The 15786-nt window shown below is 71.4% G+C and carries 13 protein-coding genes and 1 riboswitch; of the genes, 4 read left to right on the forward strand and 9 right to left on the reverse strand.

Annotated features, from left to right (window positions below):
- Window positions 1-6 precede the first annotated feature (6 nt).
- The gene (locus tag ACG04R_RS14090; protein WP_394411416.1) at window positions 7-729 is read left to right on the forward strand and encodes a GGDEF domain-containing protein; all 723 of its coding nucleotides are present in this window, start codon (window positions 7-9) and stop codon (window positions 727-729) included.
- Complete coding sequence (locus ACG04R_RS14095) at window positions 729-2396, forward strand: putative bifunctional diguanylate cyclase/phosphodiesterase (RefSeq protein ID WP_394411419.1); 1668 nt, start codon at window positions 729-731, stop codon at window positions 2394-2396. The genes ACG04R_RS14090 and ACG04R_RS14095 overlap by 1 nt, the downstream gene beginning before the upstream one ends.
- Before the next feature lie 10 nt (window positions 2397-2406).
- On the opposite strand, the gene ACG04R_RS14100 is transcribed toward ACG04R_RS14095, so the two are convergent.
- Window positions 2407-3423: a zinc-binding alcohol dehydrogenase family protein gene (locus ACG04R_RS14100; protein WP_394411422.1), complete on the reverse strand. Its 1017-nt coding sequence runs from the start codon at window positions 3421-3423 to the stop codon at window positions 2407-2409.
- A 99-nt stretch (window positions 3424-3522) separates the two neighbouring features.
- Between ACG04R_RS14100 and ACG04R_RS14105 the strand changes: the two genes are divergently transcribed.
- The gene (locus ACG04R_RS14105) at window positions 3523-4434 is read left to right on the forward strand and encodes a LysR family transcriptional regulator (protein WP_394411425.1); all 912 of its coding nucleotides are present in this window, start codon (window positions 3523-3525) and stop codon (window positions 4432-4434) included.
- 4 nt (window positions 4435-4438) lie between these two features.
- On the opposite strand, the gene ACG04R_RS14110 is transcribed toward ACG04R_RS14105, so the two are convergent.
- From ACG04R_RS14110 to ACG04R_RS14120, 3 genes are all read right to left on the reverse strand, one after another.
- The gene (locus tag ACG04R_RS14110; protein ID WP_394411428.1) at window positions 4439-5749 is read right to left on the reverse strand and encodes an oligogalacturonate lyase family protein; all 1311 of its coding nucleotides are present in this window, start codon (window positions 5747-5749) and stop codon (window positions 4439-4441) included.
- Between the two features lie 99 nt (window positions 5750-5848).
- On the reverse strand, window positions 5849-6820 hold the full coding sequence (locus tag ACG04R_RS14115; protein WP_394411431.1) for an alpha/beta hydrolase: 972 nt from the start codon (window positions 6818-6820) through the stop codon (window positions 5849-5851).
- The gene (locus ACG04R_RS14120; RefSeq protein WP_394411434.1) at window positions 6820-9444 is read right to left on the reverse strand and encodes a glycoside hydrolase family 3 C-terminal domain-containing protein; all 2625 of its coding nucleotides are present in this window, start codon (window positions 9442-9444) and stop codon (window positions 6820-6822) included. Before ACG04R_RS14120 ends, ACG04R_RS14115 begins: the two co-directional genes overlap by 1 nt.
- Before the next feature lie 137 nt (window positions 9445-9581).
- Between ACG04R_RS14120 and ACG04R_RS14125 the strand changes: the two genes are divergently transcribed.
- Entirely contained in the window at window positions 9582-10184 is a 603-nt protein-coding gene (locus ACG04R_RS14125) for a 3'-5' exonuclease (RefSeq protein WP_394411437.1), read from the forward strand.
- On the opposite strand, the gene ACG04R_RS14130 is transcribed toward ACG04R_RS14125, so the two are convergent.
- The 5 genes from ACG04R_RS14130 to thiC are packed head-to-tail and all read right to left on the reverse strand — an operon-like array spanning window position 10185 to window position 15567.
- Window positions 10185-11702 (reverse strand): PfkB family carbohydrate kinase, encoded by a 1518-nt coding sequence (locus ACG04R_RS14130; protein WP_394411440.1) that lies wholly within the window; start codon window positions 11700-11702, stop codon window positions 10185-10187. It abuts the gene before it with no gap.
- The gene (locus ACG04R_RS14135) at window positions 11699-12487 is read right to left on the reverse strand and encodes a thiazole synthase (RefSeq protein WP_394411443.1); all 789 of its coding nucleotides are present in this window, start codon (window positions 12485-12487) and stop codon (window positions 11699-11701) included. Before ACG04R_RS14135 ends, ACG04R_RS14130 begins: the two co-directional genes overlap by 4 nt.
- Window positions 12488-12489: 2 nt before the next feature.
- Window positions 12490-12678, reverse strand: a complete 189-nt coding sequence (gene thiS, locus ACG04R_RS14140; RefSeq protein ID WP_394411446.1) for a sulfur carrier protein ThiS — start codon at window positions 12676-12678, stop codon at window positions 12490-12492.
- A 7-nt stretch (window positions 12679-12685) separates the two neighbouring features.
- On the reverse strand, window positions 12686-13684 hold the full coding sequence (locus ACG04R_RS14145) for an FAD-dependent oxidoreductase (RefSeq protein WP_394411449.1): 999 nt from the start codon (window positions 13682-13684) through the stop codon (window positions 12686-12688).
- Window positions 13685-13686: 2 nt separating this feature from the next.
- On the reverse strand, window positions 13687-15567 hold the full coding sequence (gene thiC, locus ACG04R_RS14150) for a phosphomethylpyrimidine synthase ThiC (protein WP_394411452.1): 1881 nt from the start codon (window positions 15565-15567) through the stop codon (window positions 13687-13689).
- A 92-nt stretch (window positions 15568-15659) separates the two neighbouring features.
- A riboswitch (TPP riboswitch) is annotated at window positions 15660-15783 on the reverse strand.
- Window positions 15784-15786 lie beyond the last annotated feature (3 nt).

Consider the following 15786-nt stretch of genomic DNA (forward strand, 5'->3'; position numbering starts at 1 on the left):
CGTGCCTTGTCCGCGCCCGACCTGTTCGAGCACGAGGCCGCCGCGCTGGAGCGGGCGCTGCGCGCTCGCGACGACGCGACGCTGTCGGCCGCGCAGTACCGCGACGCGCTGGCCGAACTGGTGGGCCACTACGAGCGGTTGATGCGCGAGAGCCGCCGGCTGATCCGCCGCAGCGACCGCGAGGAGCGCGAGCTCAACGTGCTGAACAGCGAATTGCATCGCCTCGCCGCCCAGCTCGAATACAAGGCCCGGCACGACTCGCTGACCGGCGCACTGAATCGCGGCGCCATCTTCGAGCGCGCCAGCCGCCTGCTGGAACGCGGTTCGCTGGCGCTCGTCGTGCTGGACATCGATTTCTTCAAGAGCATCAACGACGCCTACGGCCACCCGGCCGGCGACGCGGTCATCTGCGAGGTCGTCAACCGGCTGCGCGGCGCCGTGCCCGACAAGGCTGCCGAGATCGGCCGCGTCGGCGGCGAGGAGTTCTCCATCCTGCTGCCCGACATGGACCTGGATGACGCCACCGTGCGCGCCGAACTGCTGCGCCAGGCCATCGCCGGCGAGCCCTTCCACTGCCTGCCCGGCCGCGTCGTCACGGCCAGCTTCGGCGTCAGCGCCACGGCGCGGCACGGCGACTTCGGCGACGCCTACGCGCGCGCCGACGAGGCCTTGTTCGAGGCCAAGCGTGGTGGTCGCAACCAGGTGCGCGCAGCGCGGTTCGGCCACTGATGAACCGGCTCATCCAGATGCTGTCCCGCCTCGGCATCGCCCAGCGCCTGTGGGCGTCGTTCGCGCTGCTGCTGTGCGTGCCGCTGCCACCGGCCGTGCTGGCGGCAATGCGCATGCAAGGCGACTCCACGCTCATCCTCGTGCTGTGCGGCATCGCCGTTGCTGGCGGCGCGCTGCTGGCCGTGCTCGTCGCGCGCAGCGTGCTGCGACCGCTGAAGCAGGCCAAGGCCGGCGCGCTGGCCATGGCCGCCGGCGACTACGGCCATCGCATCGCCATCACGGGCCGCGACGAACTGAGCCAGCTCAGCGAGGCGATGAACGCGCTGGGCGTGGCCGTCGCCGACCGGCAGCGGCGCCTGCTGGAGATGGCCCACACCGACGCGCTGACCGGCCTGGCGCTGCGCAGCCGCTTCGCGTCGGCCGTGGATCGACAGCTGAGCTTGGGCGTCAGCACGCAAGCCGCGCTGCTGTGCCTGGACGTGGACCGGCTCAAGACCGTCAACAACGTGCTGGGCTTCGAGGCCGGCGACTCGCTGCTGTTGGGCCTGGCGCAGCGGCTGTCGCAGCTGCAGCAGTTGCAAAAGGATGAGGGCACGCTGTGCGGGCGCCTGTCCGGCGGCGCCTTCGTCGTGCTGTTGCCGCTGGCCGCGGCCGACACGGACTGGCGCGCCGCCGTCACGCGTCTGCAGGCGCTGCTGAACCGCAAACAGCAGTGGCAGGGCCAGACGCTGGACCTGACCGTCTCCATCGGCGTCGCGCTGAGCCCGCTGCACGGCAACAACGCCGAGACGCTGCTGCAGCGCGCCGAGCAGGCGATGTTCGAGGCCAAGCGGCTGCGCAGCGAAGTGGCGCTCTACGACCCGCGGCTGGAGGCGGCACGGCTGTCCCACCTCAGCCTGCTGTCGGAGCTGGAGGCGGCCATCGCCCAGGGCCAGTTGCGCCAGGTGCTGCAGCCCAAGCGGCGGCTTTCCGACGGCCGCATCGCCGGTGCCGAGGCGCTGGTGCGCTGGCGGCATCCACGCCGCGGCTGGCTGCCGCCGGGCGAGTTCGTGCCGTTCGCCGAGAGCACCGGCCGCATCCGCCAGATCACGCAATGGATGCTGGAGCAGGCCATCGCGACGCTGGCCGAATGGCGCGAGCAGGGCCGAGACATGGCCATCGCCGTCAACATCTCGACGCTGGACCTGCAGGACGGCCAGTTGCCCCAGCGCATCGAGGCCATGCTGCAACGCGCCGGCGTGCCGGCCCATCGGCTGCAGCTGGAGCTGACCGAGACCGGGCTGATGGCGTCCACGCAGGACCCCATCCACGTGATGCAGTCGCTGCGCCACCTGGGAGTGCGGCTGGCCATCGACGACTTCGGCACCGGCCAGTCGTCGCTGGCCTACCTGCAGCGCCTGCCAGTCCACGAGTTGAAGATCGACCGCAGCTTCATCGCCGGCGCGGACCGCGACGCCAAGCGCCAGGAACTGCTGGCCGCCATCGTCATGCTGGGCCACGGCCTGGGCCTCGACGTGACGGCTGAGGGCGTGGAGACCGCGGCCGAGCTGGCGCTGATGACGCGGCTGGGCTGCGACCTCGTGCAGGGCTACCTCATCGGCAAGCCGCAGGGCGCGGCCAGCCTGGAGGCGATGGTCTGCCCGGAGCGGGAGGCCGAGTTCGCCTGACCTGCGCGGCTCAGAAGCCGCCGGCCAGCACGACCTTGCCGCGCATGCGGCCCGACTCGACCAGCGCGTGCGCGCGCCGCAGGTTGGCCGCGTTGATCGGGCCGAGGCGCTCGCTGACGGTGCTGCGCAGCCGGCCCTCGTCCACCAGCGCGGCCACGCGCGCCAGCAGCCGCCCCTGCTCGACGATGTCGGCGGTGCCGAACATCGGCCGCGCGAACATCATTTCCCAGTGCAGCGACAGCGCCTTGCGCTTGAGCTGCATGACGTCGACGGGGCCGGACAGGTCGTCGATGAGGCCCAGCCGGCCCTGCGGCGCGGCCGCGTCGATGAGGTCGGCCCAGTGCTGCTCGGTGTGCGTCAGGCTGGCGATGAACTCCACCTCCGGCACGCCGGCCGCGACGAGCTGTGGCCGCAGCGGCTGGCTGTGGTCGATGACGGCGTGTGCGCCGAGTTCCTTCACCCAGGCCTGCGTCTCGGGCCGGCTGGCCGTGCCGATGACGCGCAGCTGCGTCAGCTGGCGGGCCAGCTGCACAAGGACGGAGCCGACGCCTCCGGCCGCGCCGGTGACCAGCAGCGTCTGGCCCGCGCCGCTGCCTTCACGCACGCCCAGGCGGTCGAACAGCAGCTCCCAGGCCGTGATGGCCGTCAGCGGCAGCGCCGCGGCGTCGGCATCGCCGAGGCTGGCAGGCGCCTTGGCCGCGATGCGGTGGTCCACCGCCTGCAACTGGGCGTTGGAGCCCGGGCGGTTGATGGCACCGGCGTAGTAGACGCGGTCGCCGACGGCAAAGCCCTCGACCGCCTCGCCCAGCGCCTCGACGGTGCCGACGGCGTCCCAACCCAGCACTTCGGGCTGGCCGGGCTGCGGCGCACGCTGACGGCGCACCTTGGTGTCAACCGGGTTGACCGACACGGCCGACACGCGCACCAGCAAGTCGCGGGGGCCGGGCTGCGGCGCGGGCAGCTCCAGGTCGACGAGGGATTCCGGGTGGTCGATGGCGCGGGATTCGAGATAGCCGACGGCTTTCATGGCGGGTCCTTGTGGAGATGAGATGGCCGTCATGGTGTCGCCCGGCATTGCGTTCAGAAAGCCTAGGATTGGCAAATCAGTTTCACCACAAACGTGAAGATGGACCGCCTCTCGCCCCTGCAACTCTTCATCGCCGCTGCCGAGGCCGGCAGCTTCTCGGCCGCTGCCCGCCGGCTGGACCTGGGCCCCGTGCAGGCCAGCGCCACCATCGCGCGGCTGGAGCGCGAGTTAGGCACACGGCTGTTCGAGCGCTCGACGCGCCGGCTGCGCTTGACGGAGGCCGGCGAGCAATGGCTGCCGCACGCGCGCCAGATGCTGGCCGCGTGGGAGGACGGCCAGGCCGCGCTGCGCGACGTGGCAGGCGACGAGCAGCCGCTGTCGGGCCGCCTGCGCGTGAGCCTGCCCAGCGACGTCGGCCGCCAGCACCTGTGGCGCTGGATCGAAGACTTCGTCGCCGCCGAGCAAGGCCCCGGCCTGCAGTTGGAGCTGCGCCTCAGCGACCGCGTTGCCGACCTCGTGCAGGAGCCGGTGGACTACGCCGTGCGCTATGGCGAGCCGCCAGACTCCAGCCTCGTCGCGCTGCCGCTGGCGCCCGACAACCGCCGCGTGCTGTGCGCCAGCCCCGCCTACATCGCCCGGCACGGCCAGCCGCGCACACCGGCTGATCTGAAGGCACACGACTGCCTGCGCTGGGGGCTGGGCGAGGGCCTGCACGGCCGCTGGCGCTTTACGTCGCCCAGCGGCGAGGCCGTGGCCGTCGAGGTCAGCGGCAGCCGTGTCGCCGACGACGGCGGCCTGGTGCGCGAATGGGCGCTGGCCGGGCTGGGCCTGGCCTACAAGAGCGGGCTGGACATGGCCGCCGACCTCGCCGCCGGCCGCCTCGTCGCGCTGCTGCCGGGCTGGCTGGGCGAGCCCGCGCCGCTGCACTGGGTCACGCTGGGCCGCCACCGCCTGACGCCGGCCCTGCGGCGTCTGGCGGCAGAGCTGCGACGGCGCTGCGAGGCGCTTTGACGGGTCAGCGTGCCTCGGGCAGCTCCACCGCGTAGATCGCCGGCTTGCCTTCGATGTTGGCGCGATAGACCAGCCACTTGCCGTCCGGCGTGAAGTGCTGGTTGGGCTCCAGCGTGTAGTCCTGCTTGCTCATGTCGGCGACGCGGATGGACTCCAGCGTGCCCGGCGTGATGAGGCCCGGCACCGGCTTGTCGCGGACGACCGGCTTGAACAGGCTGATCCACTTGCCCGCGTTGCCGCCGTCACCGGAGAAAAAGCGGCCGTCGGGCGACTTCGAGAAGTGGTAGGACGCCTGGTCCGGCTTGACCTCGTAGCGCACCTGCTCGCCGGTCACGACGTTGCGGCCGGCCAGCCAGCCGGTGGGGCTGGTGCGCGGCATGCGTAGGTCGTACCAGACCGTCTGGCCGTCGCTGTCCCAGAACTCGTGGCCGGCGATCTCGCCCACCATCGTGCGCGTGTGCACCTTGGTCAGCTGCGAGCCGTCTGCGCGGATGGTCCAGATGCGGTCCACCTCGTGCCAGGGCCCTTCGTGGCAGAACATCAGCAGCGTCGGGTCGGTGGGCGAGAACTGCACGTGGTTGAGCCAGTCCGTCGCACGGTGGATGGCGTGGCGCTCGCCGGTGCGGATGGACACGCTGTACATCTCCATCGGCACGCGTGCCGCGAGGCGGTCCGCCATCCACTTGCCCTTGGCCGCGGCGAAGGACAGCGGCTTGCCGTCCGGCCCCGTGCCCGAGTAGGCGGGCGAGCCGGTCACCGGGTCACGCCGGCCCTGGCGGGCGATCTCGGGCGGCGGCGGCTCCACCTCGTACTCGCCGGCCAGCAGCGTCTCGTCGGCATTGATGGCCTCGACGCGGCCCCCCGGCAGGTCGGCGATCTTGCGCGTCTTGCCGCTGTCCAGGTCCAGCGCCCAGACGGCGAACGGCCCGCCATCGTCCACCGCCGCGTCGCGCAGCGTGTAGTAGGCCGTGCGGGTCTTCGGGCCGGCGAACAGCAGCCGGTCCACCTTGGCCTTCAGCACCAGCCGCGTCTGCCAGGTCTTCGTGTCGGCGACGCGTATCCCCTCGGGCGTGAGGTAGATCATCAGGTCGCCCTGCGGCGTGAACGGGTTGTAGTTGAAGTAGAGGGCGTAGTTGCCCGGCGTGTCGTCCACGCGCACGATGCGCCGGCCGGTGCTGGGGTCACGCCAGCTGGCCGGCGCCGCATCCGCGGCATGGGCTTGCATCGGCGCCGCGCTCATCAACAGGCCGGCGGTCAGAGCCGCCAGCGCGGCGAGAAACCGGCGACGCGTCGCCTCGACGGGTGGGTACTGCATGCGATGGGTTCCTTTCGTGGCCGCAGGCGGCCATGGTAGGAAACGCATCACGCCGGCCCGCCGCCGGGCGCGCAACGATCAGCAGGTTGAGCGGCCGGGCTACGGCGCCTTGGCCGGACGCGGCTTCAGGAAGCCGTTCACGTCCAGCCAGTGCATGAACACCGGGAACCAGCCGTTGGCGGTGTTGCCCGGGTAGCCCATGCCGAAGCCATGGCCGCCGTTCTGGTAGAGGTGGAACTCGACGGGACGCCCCGCGTCGAACCAGGACTTCACCACGCCGAACTGGCCGCGGAACAGGAAGTCGTCGGTGGCGATGGCGTTGAACATCGGCGGCGCATCCTTGGGAACGACGACCGGCCCCATGCCGCCGTAGATCGGGCCGATGAAGGCCAGCTTCATGGTCTTGGAGGTCAGCGTCGCGTGCAGCGTGAGCCCGGCCCCCGCCGAGAAACCGATCATGCCGATGCGCTGGGGGTCGACGCCCCACTCGCCGGCGCGGGCGCGGACGAGGGCGTAGGCCGCCTCGGCGTCGGCGAGCTGGTTGGCGAGGTCGGGCATCAGCGGGCGGGGCGCGCCGTCACTCGCGCCGGCCGCGGCGAAGAGACGGTCCATGGAGGCCTTGAGACCGTCCAGCGAGTCCGGCGTCGGCTGCAGCCGGTACTTGAGCACGAAGGCGGCGACGCCCTGGTCGGCCAGGGCCCGGGCAACCTTCCAGCCCTCGTTGTTGATCGACAGCCAGCGAAAGCCCCCGCCTGGCGCCACGATGACGGCGGCGCCGTTGCCCTTGCCCGCGGCCGGCAGGAAGGGCGTCAGCGTCGCCGTGCTCACGTTGCGCACCATCGGCTCACCCCATTGCTGGAACCAGCTCTCCGCTGCCGGCTGGTCGTTGACCCCGCCGGTGCCCAGCCGGATCGACGGCGGTTCGGCCGGCGGTGCCAGCGGGCGGATGGTGCCGTCCTGAGCCAGGGCGGTGGAAGTCGCGACGAGCAGCGCCAGTCCGGCGCCGACGAACATCAGCAGGGAACGCAAGGGATGCATGGTGGTGATGTGATCGTTGAAAGGGGCGGGCATCAGCGCGGCAGCGGCAGCGCACGCGTGAGCGAGAACGTGGCGCTGTCGCCCGCGGCACCCGTGCCGGGCTGGCCGCCGCCGACGCTGAGGCGGTAGCTGCCCGGCATGACCTGGCGCACGCCGTCGTGGTCGACGAAGCTGAGGTCCCGGGCGTCGAGGCGGTAGCTGATCTCGCGCCGCTCGCCGGCCTTCAGGTGCAGCCGCTGGAAGCCGCGCAGTGCCAGGCGCGGCGCGCCGTCGAAGCGGGGCGGCGTGAGGTAGAGCTGAGCCACTTCGTCGCCGTCGCGCCCGCTGGTGTTGGTGACCGCCGTGCGCACCACCAGGCCGGTCTCGCCCTCGCCTTCGCGGACCTCGACCACCGGCGCCTCGTAGCGGAAGCTGGCATAGCTCAGCCCATGGCCGAAGGGGTAGACGACCGGGCCGTCGAAGAACCGGTAGGTGCGACCCGCCATGCGGTAGTCGTCGAAGGGCGGCAGGTCCGCGGCGCTGCGATAGAACGTGACCGGCAGGCGGCCGGACGGATTGGCCGCACCGGCCAGCACCTGGGCCACGGCCTGGCCGCCGCCCTCGCCCGGATACCAGGCCTGCAGTGCCGCCGCCGCGTTCGCCTGCACCCACGACAGGTCGACGGCGCTGCCGCTGAGGTTCACGACGACCAACGGCTTGCCCAGGCCCGCCGCTGCCTGCAGGTAGGCGCGCTGGTCGGCCGGTAGTTCGAGGCTGGTACGGTCCCCGCCCTGGAAGCCCTCGATCTTGACGGGCATCTCCTCGCCTTCGAGGTCCGAGGTCAGGCCTGTCACGGCCACCACCACATCGGCGCCCGCCACCGCGGCACGCAGGTCGGCCAGCGGCTGCCCCGAGACGCGCTTCCAGAGCATGGCGGCCGGCGCGCCGGTGCCGGACTCGGCCTGCAGCCGCAGCGCGTAGCGTTCGCCGCGCTTCAGCGACACCGTCGTCAGCGCCACCGGCTCGGCCCACTGCGTGGCGCGGCGGGCCAGAGGCACGTCACGCCCGTCGACACGCAGCTGGCCCGTCATGCCGGCGATGCCCAGCCGATAGCGGCCGGACTCCGGCGCGACCAGGAAGCCCGTCCATTCCGTGCGGATCACCTGGCCTGCACCGGGCTGGTCCTGGCCATGGGCCTCGATGCCGGCCACGTCCTGGCTGCCGAAGGCCTGGGCCTCGAAGCGACGCTGGCCGGCCTGGCTGGCCGAACCGGACGCCAGGTTGAAGTAGCTTGCCCGCAAGCCCGGGTGGCCGTCGGGGCCCACGAAGGCCGCGGCCGGAACGGGGTCGCCGTCGGTGATCGATGGGCCGAACGGCACCAGCGCCACCTGCCCTGCCGGGAACTGCTGGCGCAGGGCCTCGAACACCGTCTGCGTGGGCCCCGTCTGCGCGGACGAATAGTTGCCGCGCATCACGCGCCGGGCATCGGCCAGCGGCCCAACGACGGCGATGCGGGCCGAGGGCCGCAGCGGCAGCGTGCCGTCGTTCTTCAGCAGCACCAGACTCTCGACCGCGGCCTGCAGCGCCAGCGCGCGGTGTGCCGGCGAGCTGATCGCGTCGGCCGCCGGGAAGCTCCGTTCGGCCAGCCCGGGCAGATCACCGTTGCGCAGCCGGGCGGAGAACAGCCGCACCAGGGCCGTGTCGATGTCGGCCTGCCGGACGTAGCCGCGCGCCAGCGCCTGCTTGTAGCGCTCGCCCAGCCCGGGCGTGTGGGACAGCGTGGCGACGTTGCACTCGTTGTCCACGCCCGCCTTGAGCGCCGCGGCGGCACCGGCCGCGGCATCCACGGCGTATTTGTGGTGGGCGCTGATGTCGACGACGGCGTCGCAGTCCGACACGACATAGCCCTTGAACTGCCAGTCCTGGCGCAGCGTCTTGACGAGCAGGCTCTGGCTCGCGCAGGCCGGCTCGCCGTTGACGCGGTTGTAGGCGCACATGATGGAGCCGGCCTTCGCGTCGACGATGGCGGCGCGGAAGGCCGGCAGGTAGGTGTCCTCCAGGTCCTGCGAGGAGACCCAGACGTCCGCCGTGTGACGGGTGGATTCGGGACCGCTGTGCACCGCGAAGTGCTTGGGGCTGGCGATCACCAGCGGCCGCTCCGCATCCGGCCCCTGCATGCCGCGCACGAAGGCCTTGGCCAGGCTGCCGGTCAGGAACGGGTCCTCGCCATAGGTTTCCTGGCCGCGCCCCCAGCGCGGGTCGCGGAAGATGTTGATGTTGGGCGACCAGGTGTCCAGCGCCCCGCCGATGCGGTTCGGGTTGGGCTTGCCGCGCCCCAGCGCGTACACGGCCCGCACCTCGGTGCCGATGGCGGACGCCACGTCCTGCAGCATCCTGTCGTCGAAGCTGGCGGCCAGCCCGACCGGCTGGGGGAAGTTGGTCGTCGCGCCGGGGCCGAAGGCGCCGTGCAGGGACTCCGTCCACCAGTTGTAGGCAGGGATGTTCAGGCGCGGGATTGCCGGCGCGCCGTTGAGCAACTGCTCGACCTTTTCGTCGAGTGTCAGCTCGGACACGATGTGGCGGGCCATGGCGTCGGCTTCGGCGGGCGCCGGTGCGGCCCAGGCGGGTGCAAGGCACGCCAGCCCCCAGGCGAGGCAGGCAGCGGACAGGGTCTTCAAGGGCGTCTCCGTCATTATTTGTAGCGCTACCATTGTGTGATAGCAGCCAACAATTGGGGCGCATCAAACCCCCTCGGAAACCCTGGGTGTGATGCCCGGCGCCCGGATTCAGGATGCGGCCCGCCGACACTGCGGCCATGCCCAAACCCACGCCGCTGCAACGCCCAACGCCCGAACAGATCGCGGCCCTGCCCGCCTACGAGGCGCTGCCGGCCAGCCGCATCCACGTGCTGAAGACGCCTGAGCAGCTCGAGTTCGCGGAAGCAGCGCTGCGGCAGGCGCGGCATGTCGGCTTCGACACCGAGAGCAAGCCCGTCTTCGTGGCCGGCCAACCGCAGACCGGCCCCGAGGTCATCCAGTTCGCGACGCTGACCGACGCCTTCATCGTGCAGACCGCCACGCCGGGCCTCGACGACTTCCTGCGCGTGACGATCGAGTCCGAGGACATCGTCCGCGTCGGCTTCGGACTCGCGTCGGACCGGCCGCAGATCCATCGCAAGCTGGGGCTGAAGCTGGGGCCCTCCATCGACCTCTCTCACCTCGTCAAGCGGCTGGGCTTCAAGGACGCCGTGGGGCTGAAGGTGGCGGTCGCCATCGTGCTGGGCCAACGCTTCGCCAAGTCCAAGAAGGCGACCACGTCCAACTGGGCCAACAAGACGCTGACGCCTCAGCAGCTGCAGTACGCCGCGAACGACGCGCACGCGTCGCTTCTGGTCTACAAAAGCCTGGGCGAAGCCTGATCAGAGACTGGGGTGCGGCCAGCCCGCCTCTAACGCCAGCGGCATGCCGGCGCCGCTGCACCACGCGGCCAACCAGTCGCTCACGGGAAGCTGCTTCAGCCCGCGCACGACGCAGCCGGCACTGGCGCCGCTGGCGGCGATCTGGATCAGCTGCTCCGGCGCCAGCACGCCGCCGATGCCGACGACCGGCACCGGCGACATCGCCGCCCACCAGGCGAGATTGTCCAGGCCTTGCGGGCGCCAGGGCATGGCCTTGGTCAGCGTCGGCCAGACGGGGCCGCAGGCGACGTAGTCCGGCTGCCAGGCCACGCAGCGGGCCAGCTCCCACAGGCTGTGCGAGCTGAGGCCCAGCCGCAGGCCGCGCGCGCGGGCCTGGGCGAGGTCGGCGCGTTCGGTAGCGTCCAGCGCGAGCAGGTCTTCCTGGCCCAGATGCACGAAGTCCACGCCCTGCGTCAGCGCCGCGCGCCAGTGGTCGTTGACGATGAAGGTCGCGCCATGCCGCCGCGCCGCGCCCAGCGCCGGCTGCACCTCGGCGGCGAGGCGCGTGTGCCAGGCGGCACCGCTCTCGCCGTCGGCGCGCTTGAGGCGCAGCTGCACGGTGGCGAGGCCGGCGTCGAACAGCTCGGCCGCATGCGCGCCGCTGTCGGTGATGCCATAGACGCCTTCGACCGGCGGGCCGTGGCGGCCAGCGGGCCAAGCCGTGGGCGGCGTATCGAACAGAGCGGGCAGCAGCCGGGTGTCGGTGATGAAGCCGGCCGTGGGCAGCACCGGGCCGGCGCCCGCGCCGGACGACGCGTCGTTCGACAGGCCGGACGTCGTCAGCATCTTGGCCAGCACGGCCGCGTCGGCCGGCACGAAGCCGCGGGCCAGCGCTGCGGCCAGCGCCGTCGCGAAGCAGCAGCCGGTGCCATGGTTGTTGCGCGCCTCGCGGCGCGGCAGCGCCAGCCAGCCGCTGGCCTGCGGGCTCAGCAGCCAGTCCACCGCCAGCGCGCCGGCATCGTCGCCACCAGTGATGCAGACGGTCGCCACGCCCAGCACCAGAGCCTGCTGAGACGGGCAGCCCTCGCCTGCCAGCCGCTCTGCCTCGCGGCGGTTGGGCGTGACGACGGTGGCACGCGGCAACAGTTCGTCGCGGTAGGCGCGCAGCAGTTCATCGCCGGCAAAGCTCGCGCCGGTGGAGGCACGCAGCACGGGGTCGACGACCAGCGCCACCGGCCCGCGCTCGCGCAGCCGGTCGACCCAGCGCGTGACGACGCGCAACTGCTCCACGCCGCCCAGCAGGCCGGTCTTGATCGCTGCGGGCGGCAGGTCATCGGCCAGCGCGGCGAGCTGGGCGTCCAGCTGCTCGGGCGGCACGGGGAAGACGCCCTCGACGCCGACGCTGTTTTGCGCCGTCAGCGCGGCAGCGACCGGGCACAGGTACACACCCATCGCATCGGCCGCGCGCTGGTCGGCCGAGAGGCCCGCGCCGCCGCCGCTGTCGAGGCCGGCAATGCTCCAGATGATCGGTTTCGTCATGAGATCAGGAAGGGCCTGCCGCCCACCGGCGTGCTCGCCACCGCCATGTCTTGTTTGGCCATCACACCGGCATCAAAGCCGAGTCGCCCCGCCGCGATGGCCTGGCCGAAAGCTGAAGCCATGCGAATGGGATCGCCCGCCTGCGCGACGGCCGAGTTCAGCAGCACGCCGTCGAAGCCCAGCTCCATCGCTTGCGCCGCGTGCGACGGCGCGCCAATGCCGGCGTCGACGATCAGCGGCACGCCGGGCAGTCGCTCGCGCAGCGTCCGGAGCGCGAACGGGTTCAGCAGCCCCTGGCCCGAGCCGATGGGCGCGCCCCATGGCATCAGCACCTGGCAGCCGACGTCCAGCAGACGGCGGCAGGTGATGAGGTCGTCGGTGCAGTAGGGGAAGACGTCGAAGCCGTCTTTCACGAGCGTCTCGGCCGCGCTGACCAGCTCCCACGGATCGGGCTGCAGCGTGTGCTCGTCGCCGACGACTTCGAGCTTGATCCACGTCGTGTCGTACAGCTCGCGCGCCATCTGCGCCAGCGTGACGGACTCCTGCGCCGTGCGGCAGCCGGCGGTGTTGGGCAGCAGGTGGCCGCCACTGGCTTTCAGCGTCTCTCGGATGGCGGTGACAAAGCCGTTGTCGCCGGCCGCGGCCAGCGTGCGCTTGAGGCCGACAGTCAGCACCTGGGCGCCGCTGGCGCGCACGGCCTGGCGCAGCACGTCGGGCGAGGGATAACCGGCGGTGCCGAGCAGGAAGCGGCTCGACAGTGTTCGGCCGTAGAGGGTCCAAGACATGCTCAGCCTCCGGTGATGGGTTGGATCAAGGTCAGCTCGTCGCCAGGCCGGATCAACGTCGCCTCGCGCCGGCCGCGCGGCACGAAGGCGCCGTTCAGCGCGGTGGCGACGGCATCAGCCGCCCTGCCCTGTTCGGCCAGCAGCGCTGCGACGCTCAAGCCCTCGCGCCAGGGTTGAGGTTGTTGGTTCAACGTGAACTCAGACATGGACAAGTGCTTTCTCCGCGAGCGCCGGCGCCAGCAGCCAACCGTGGCGGAACAGGCCGTTGATGCGCAGCAGGCCGGGCTCGTGGTCGATGCGCGGCTTGTGGTCCGGCAGCGCCGGCCGCAGGTTGGTTTCCATGTGGACGATGCGCGCCTCGGCCAGCGCTGGCAGCACGCTGTGCGCGGCGGCCATCAGCTCGACGGCACTGCGCAGGCTGATGGGCGAGCGGTCCTCGCTCTCGACCTCCGACGCGCCGACGACGACGATGTCACCCGGCCGCGGCACGAGGTAGACGCGGTGCCGCGGGTGCACCAGCCGTGCCGGCCGGCCCAGCGCGATGCCCGGTGCGTGCAGCCACAGGATCTCGCCGCGCACGCCGCGCAGGTCGGCAAGATCCGGCTTGGCACCCAGGCCGCGGGTGTCAATGACGAGGTCGGCGTTCAGGCGCCGGCCATCGTCCAGTTCGAGACGGTGCGGCCGCACGGTGCTGGCGCTGCGGCCCCAGAACCAGTCCACGCCCTGCGTCTGCTCGGCCAATGCCGCCAGCAGCTCGCGCGGCAGCAGCTGACCTTCACCGGGCAGCAGCCAGGCCTTGAGGTCGGGCGCGAGTTCGGGCTCCAGCGCACGCAGCGCGGCGCGGTCCAGCGGCTGCGGGCCGTCCGGCACACGCGCCAGCACGCGCTGCGCGGCACCCAGGTCGCTGCCGTGGGCCAGCAGCAGGCTGCCGCAGGTGCGCACGAGGTCCGGCCGGCCCAGCGCGTCGGCGATGCCGGGCCACAGCGCCAGCGACCGCCAACCCAGGTCGGCGATCTCGGCGTCCGCGTGCTCGCGCTCGGCCAACGGGCTCAGCATGCCGGCGGCGGAAAAACCGGCCGCGCCGGGCTCGCGCGGCCCGGCAGCCGGGTCGGCCACCGCGACTCGATGCCCCGCGCGCGACAGCTGCCAGGCCAGCAGCCGGCCCATGACGCCGGCGCCTGCGATGGCGATGTCCACGTTCAGCCCTTGGCGATGGGGATATAGAACTCGCCGCCCGCCGCCTTGAACTCGGCGGACTTCTGCGCCATGCCGTCGGCGACGACATCAGCCGCCTCCAGCCCGTTCTTCGACGCGTACTCGCGCACGTCCTGCGTGATCTTCATCGAGCAGAACTTCGGCCCGCACATGGAGCAGAAGTGCGCCTCCTTGGACGAGTCCTTGGGCAGCGTCTCATCGTGATAGTCGCGTGCCGTGTCAGGGTCCAGACCGAGCGCGAACTGGTCCATCCAGCGGAACTCGAAGCGCGCCTTGCTTATTGCATCGTCACGCGCGCGCGCGCCGGGGTGGCCCTTGGCGATGTCGGCGGCGTGCGCGGCGATCTTGTAGGCAATCAGGCCCTGTTTCACGTCGTCGCGGTCGGGCAGGCCCAGGTGCTCCTTGGGCGTCACGTAGCAGAGCATGGCCGTGCCCATCCAGCCGATCATGGCCGCACCGATGGCGCTGGCGATGTGGTCGTAGCCGGGCGCGATGTCGATGGTCAGCGGGCCCAGCGTGTAGAACGGCGCCTCGTGGCAGTGCTTCAGCTGCTCGGCCATGTTGGCCTGGATCAGGTGCATGGGCACGTGGCCGGGGCCTTCGATCATGGTTTGTACGTCATGCTTCCAGGCCACTTTCGTCAGCTCGCCCAGCGTGCGCAGCTCGGCGAACTGGGCCTCGTCGTTGGCGTCGGCGCCGCTGCCGGGGCGCAGGCCATCGCCCAGCGAGAAGGTCACGTCGTAAGCCTTCATGATTTCGCAGATCTCTTCGAAGTGCGTGTACAGGAAGTTCTCGCGGTGATGCGTGATGCACCACTTGGCGAGGATGGAGCCGCCGCGCGACACGATGCCGGTGCGGCGCTTCGTCGTCAGGTGAATGAACGGCAGGCGCAGGCCGGCGTGGATGGTGAAGTAGTCGACGCCCTGCTCCGCCTGCTCGATCAGCGTGTCGCGGAAGATGGCCCAGGTCAGGTCTTCGGCGATGCCGCCGACCTTTTCGAGTGCCTGGTAGATCGGCACGGTGCCGATGGGCACGGGCGAGTTGCGGACGATCCAGTCGCGCGTCGTGTGGATGTTGCGGCCAGTGGAGAGGTCCATCACCGTGTCGGCGCCCCAGCGGATGCTCCACACCAGCTTCTCGACCTCTTCCTCGATGCTGGACGTGACCGCCGAGTTGCCGATGTTGGCGTTGACCTTGACGAGGAAGTTGCGGCCGATGATGGTCGGCTCCAGCTCGGTGTGGTTGATGTTGGCCGGGATGACGGCGCGGCCGCGCGCGATCTCGTCACGGACAAACTCGGGCGTGATGATCTCGGGGATGGCTGCACCCATCGAGTCGCCGCGCAGGCGGGCTTCGCGCTCGGCGTCGCCGAGGTAATCGCGCATCCACTCGCGCTTGCCGTTCTCGCGCAGCGCGACGTACTCCATCTCCGGCGTGACGATGCCGCGGCGCGCGTAGTGCAGCTGGCTGACGTTGGCGCCAGGCATGGCGCGGCGCGGCGGGCGCTGCAGCGCGGCGGCCTCGGCGCGCAACTGCACGATGCGTTCGCTGTCCTCCTTGCCGCCGTCGTCCAGCGCGACGCGCGTGCGACCCGTGTAGACCTCGGTGTCGGCGCGGTCCGAAACCCAGCTCGAGCGGATGGGCGGCAGGCCGCGACGCACGTCGATGTCAGCCTTGGGATCGGTGTAGGGGCCAGAGGTGTCGTGCACGACGACGGTTTCGCCGTTCGTCAACGCGATCTGGCGCATCGGCACGGCCACGTCGGGCCGGCTGCCGGTCACGTAGACCTTGCTGGATGCCGGGAAGGGCTCGCGCGTCAGCGACAGGCGCTCGGCGAGCGAGAGGTTGTTTTCGGGGGCGTTCATCGCGGCGGTCTCCTGGAGCTGCGGGTTTCGGTGCTCCAAGGCCGCCTGTGGGTGCGCCAGACGATCCACCGCCAGGGGTGATCGCTGGCACGCCGCGAGGCATGCGCTCTCCTTACGCCGGTACTAGCCGGTTCAAGTTCACGGGTTCGGTCGTCGTCGACCGTCTCAGCGTCAAGGCCTGGCGTGAACCAGACCCCGGCACCCCGGAGCGGGCGCGAT

Origin of the sequence: Pelomonas candidula, from assembly GCF_043555985.1 — a bacterium.
In the GTDB taxonomy this organism is placed as follows: domain Bacteria; phylum Pseudomonadota; class Gammaproteobacteria; order Burkholderiales; family Burkholderiaceae_C; genus Pelomonas; species Pelomonas candidula.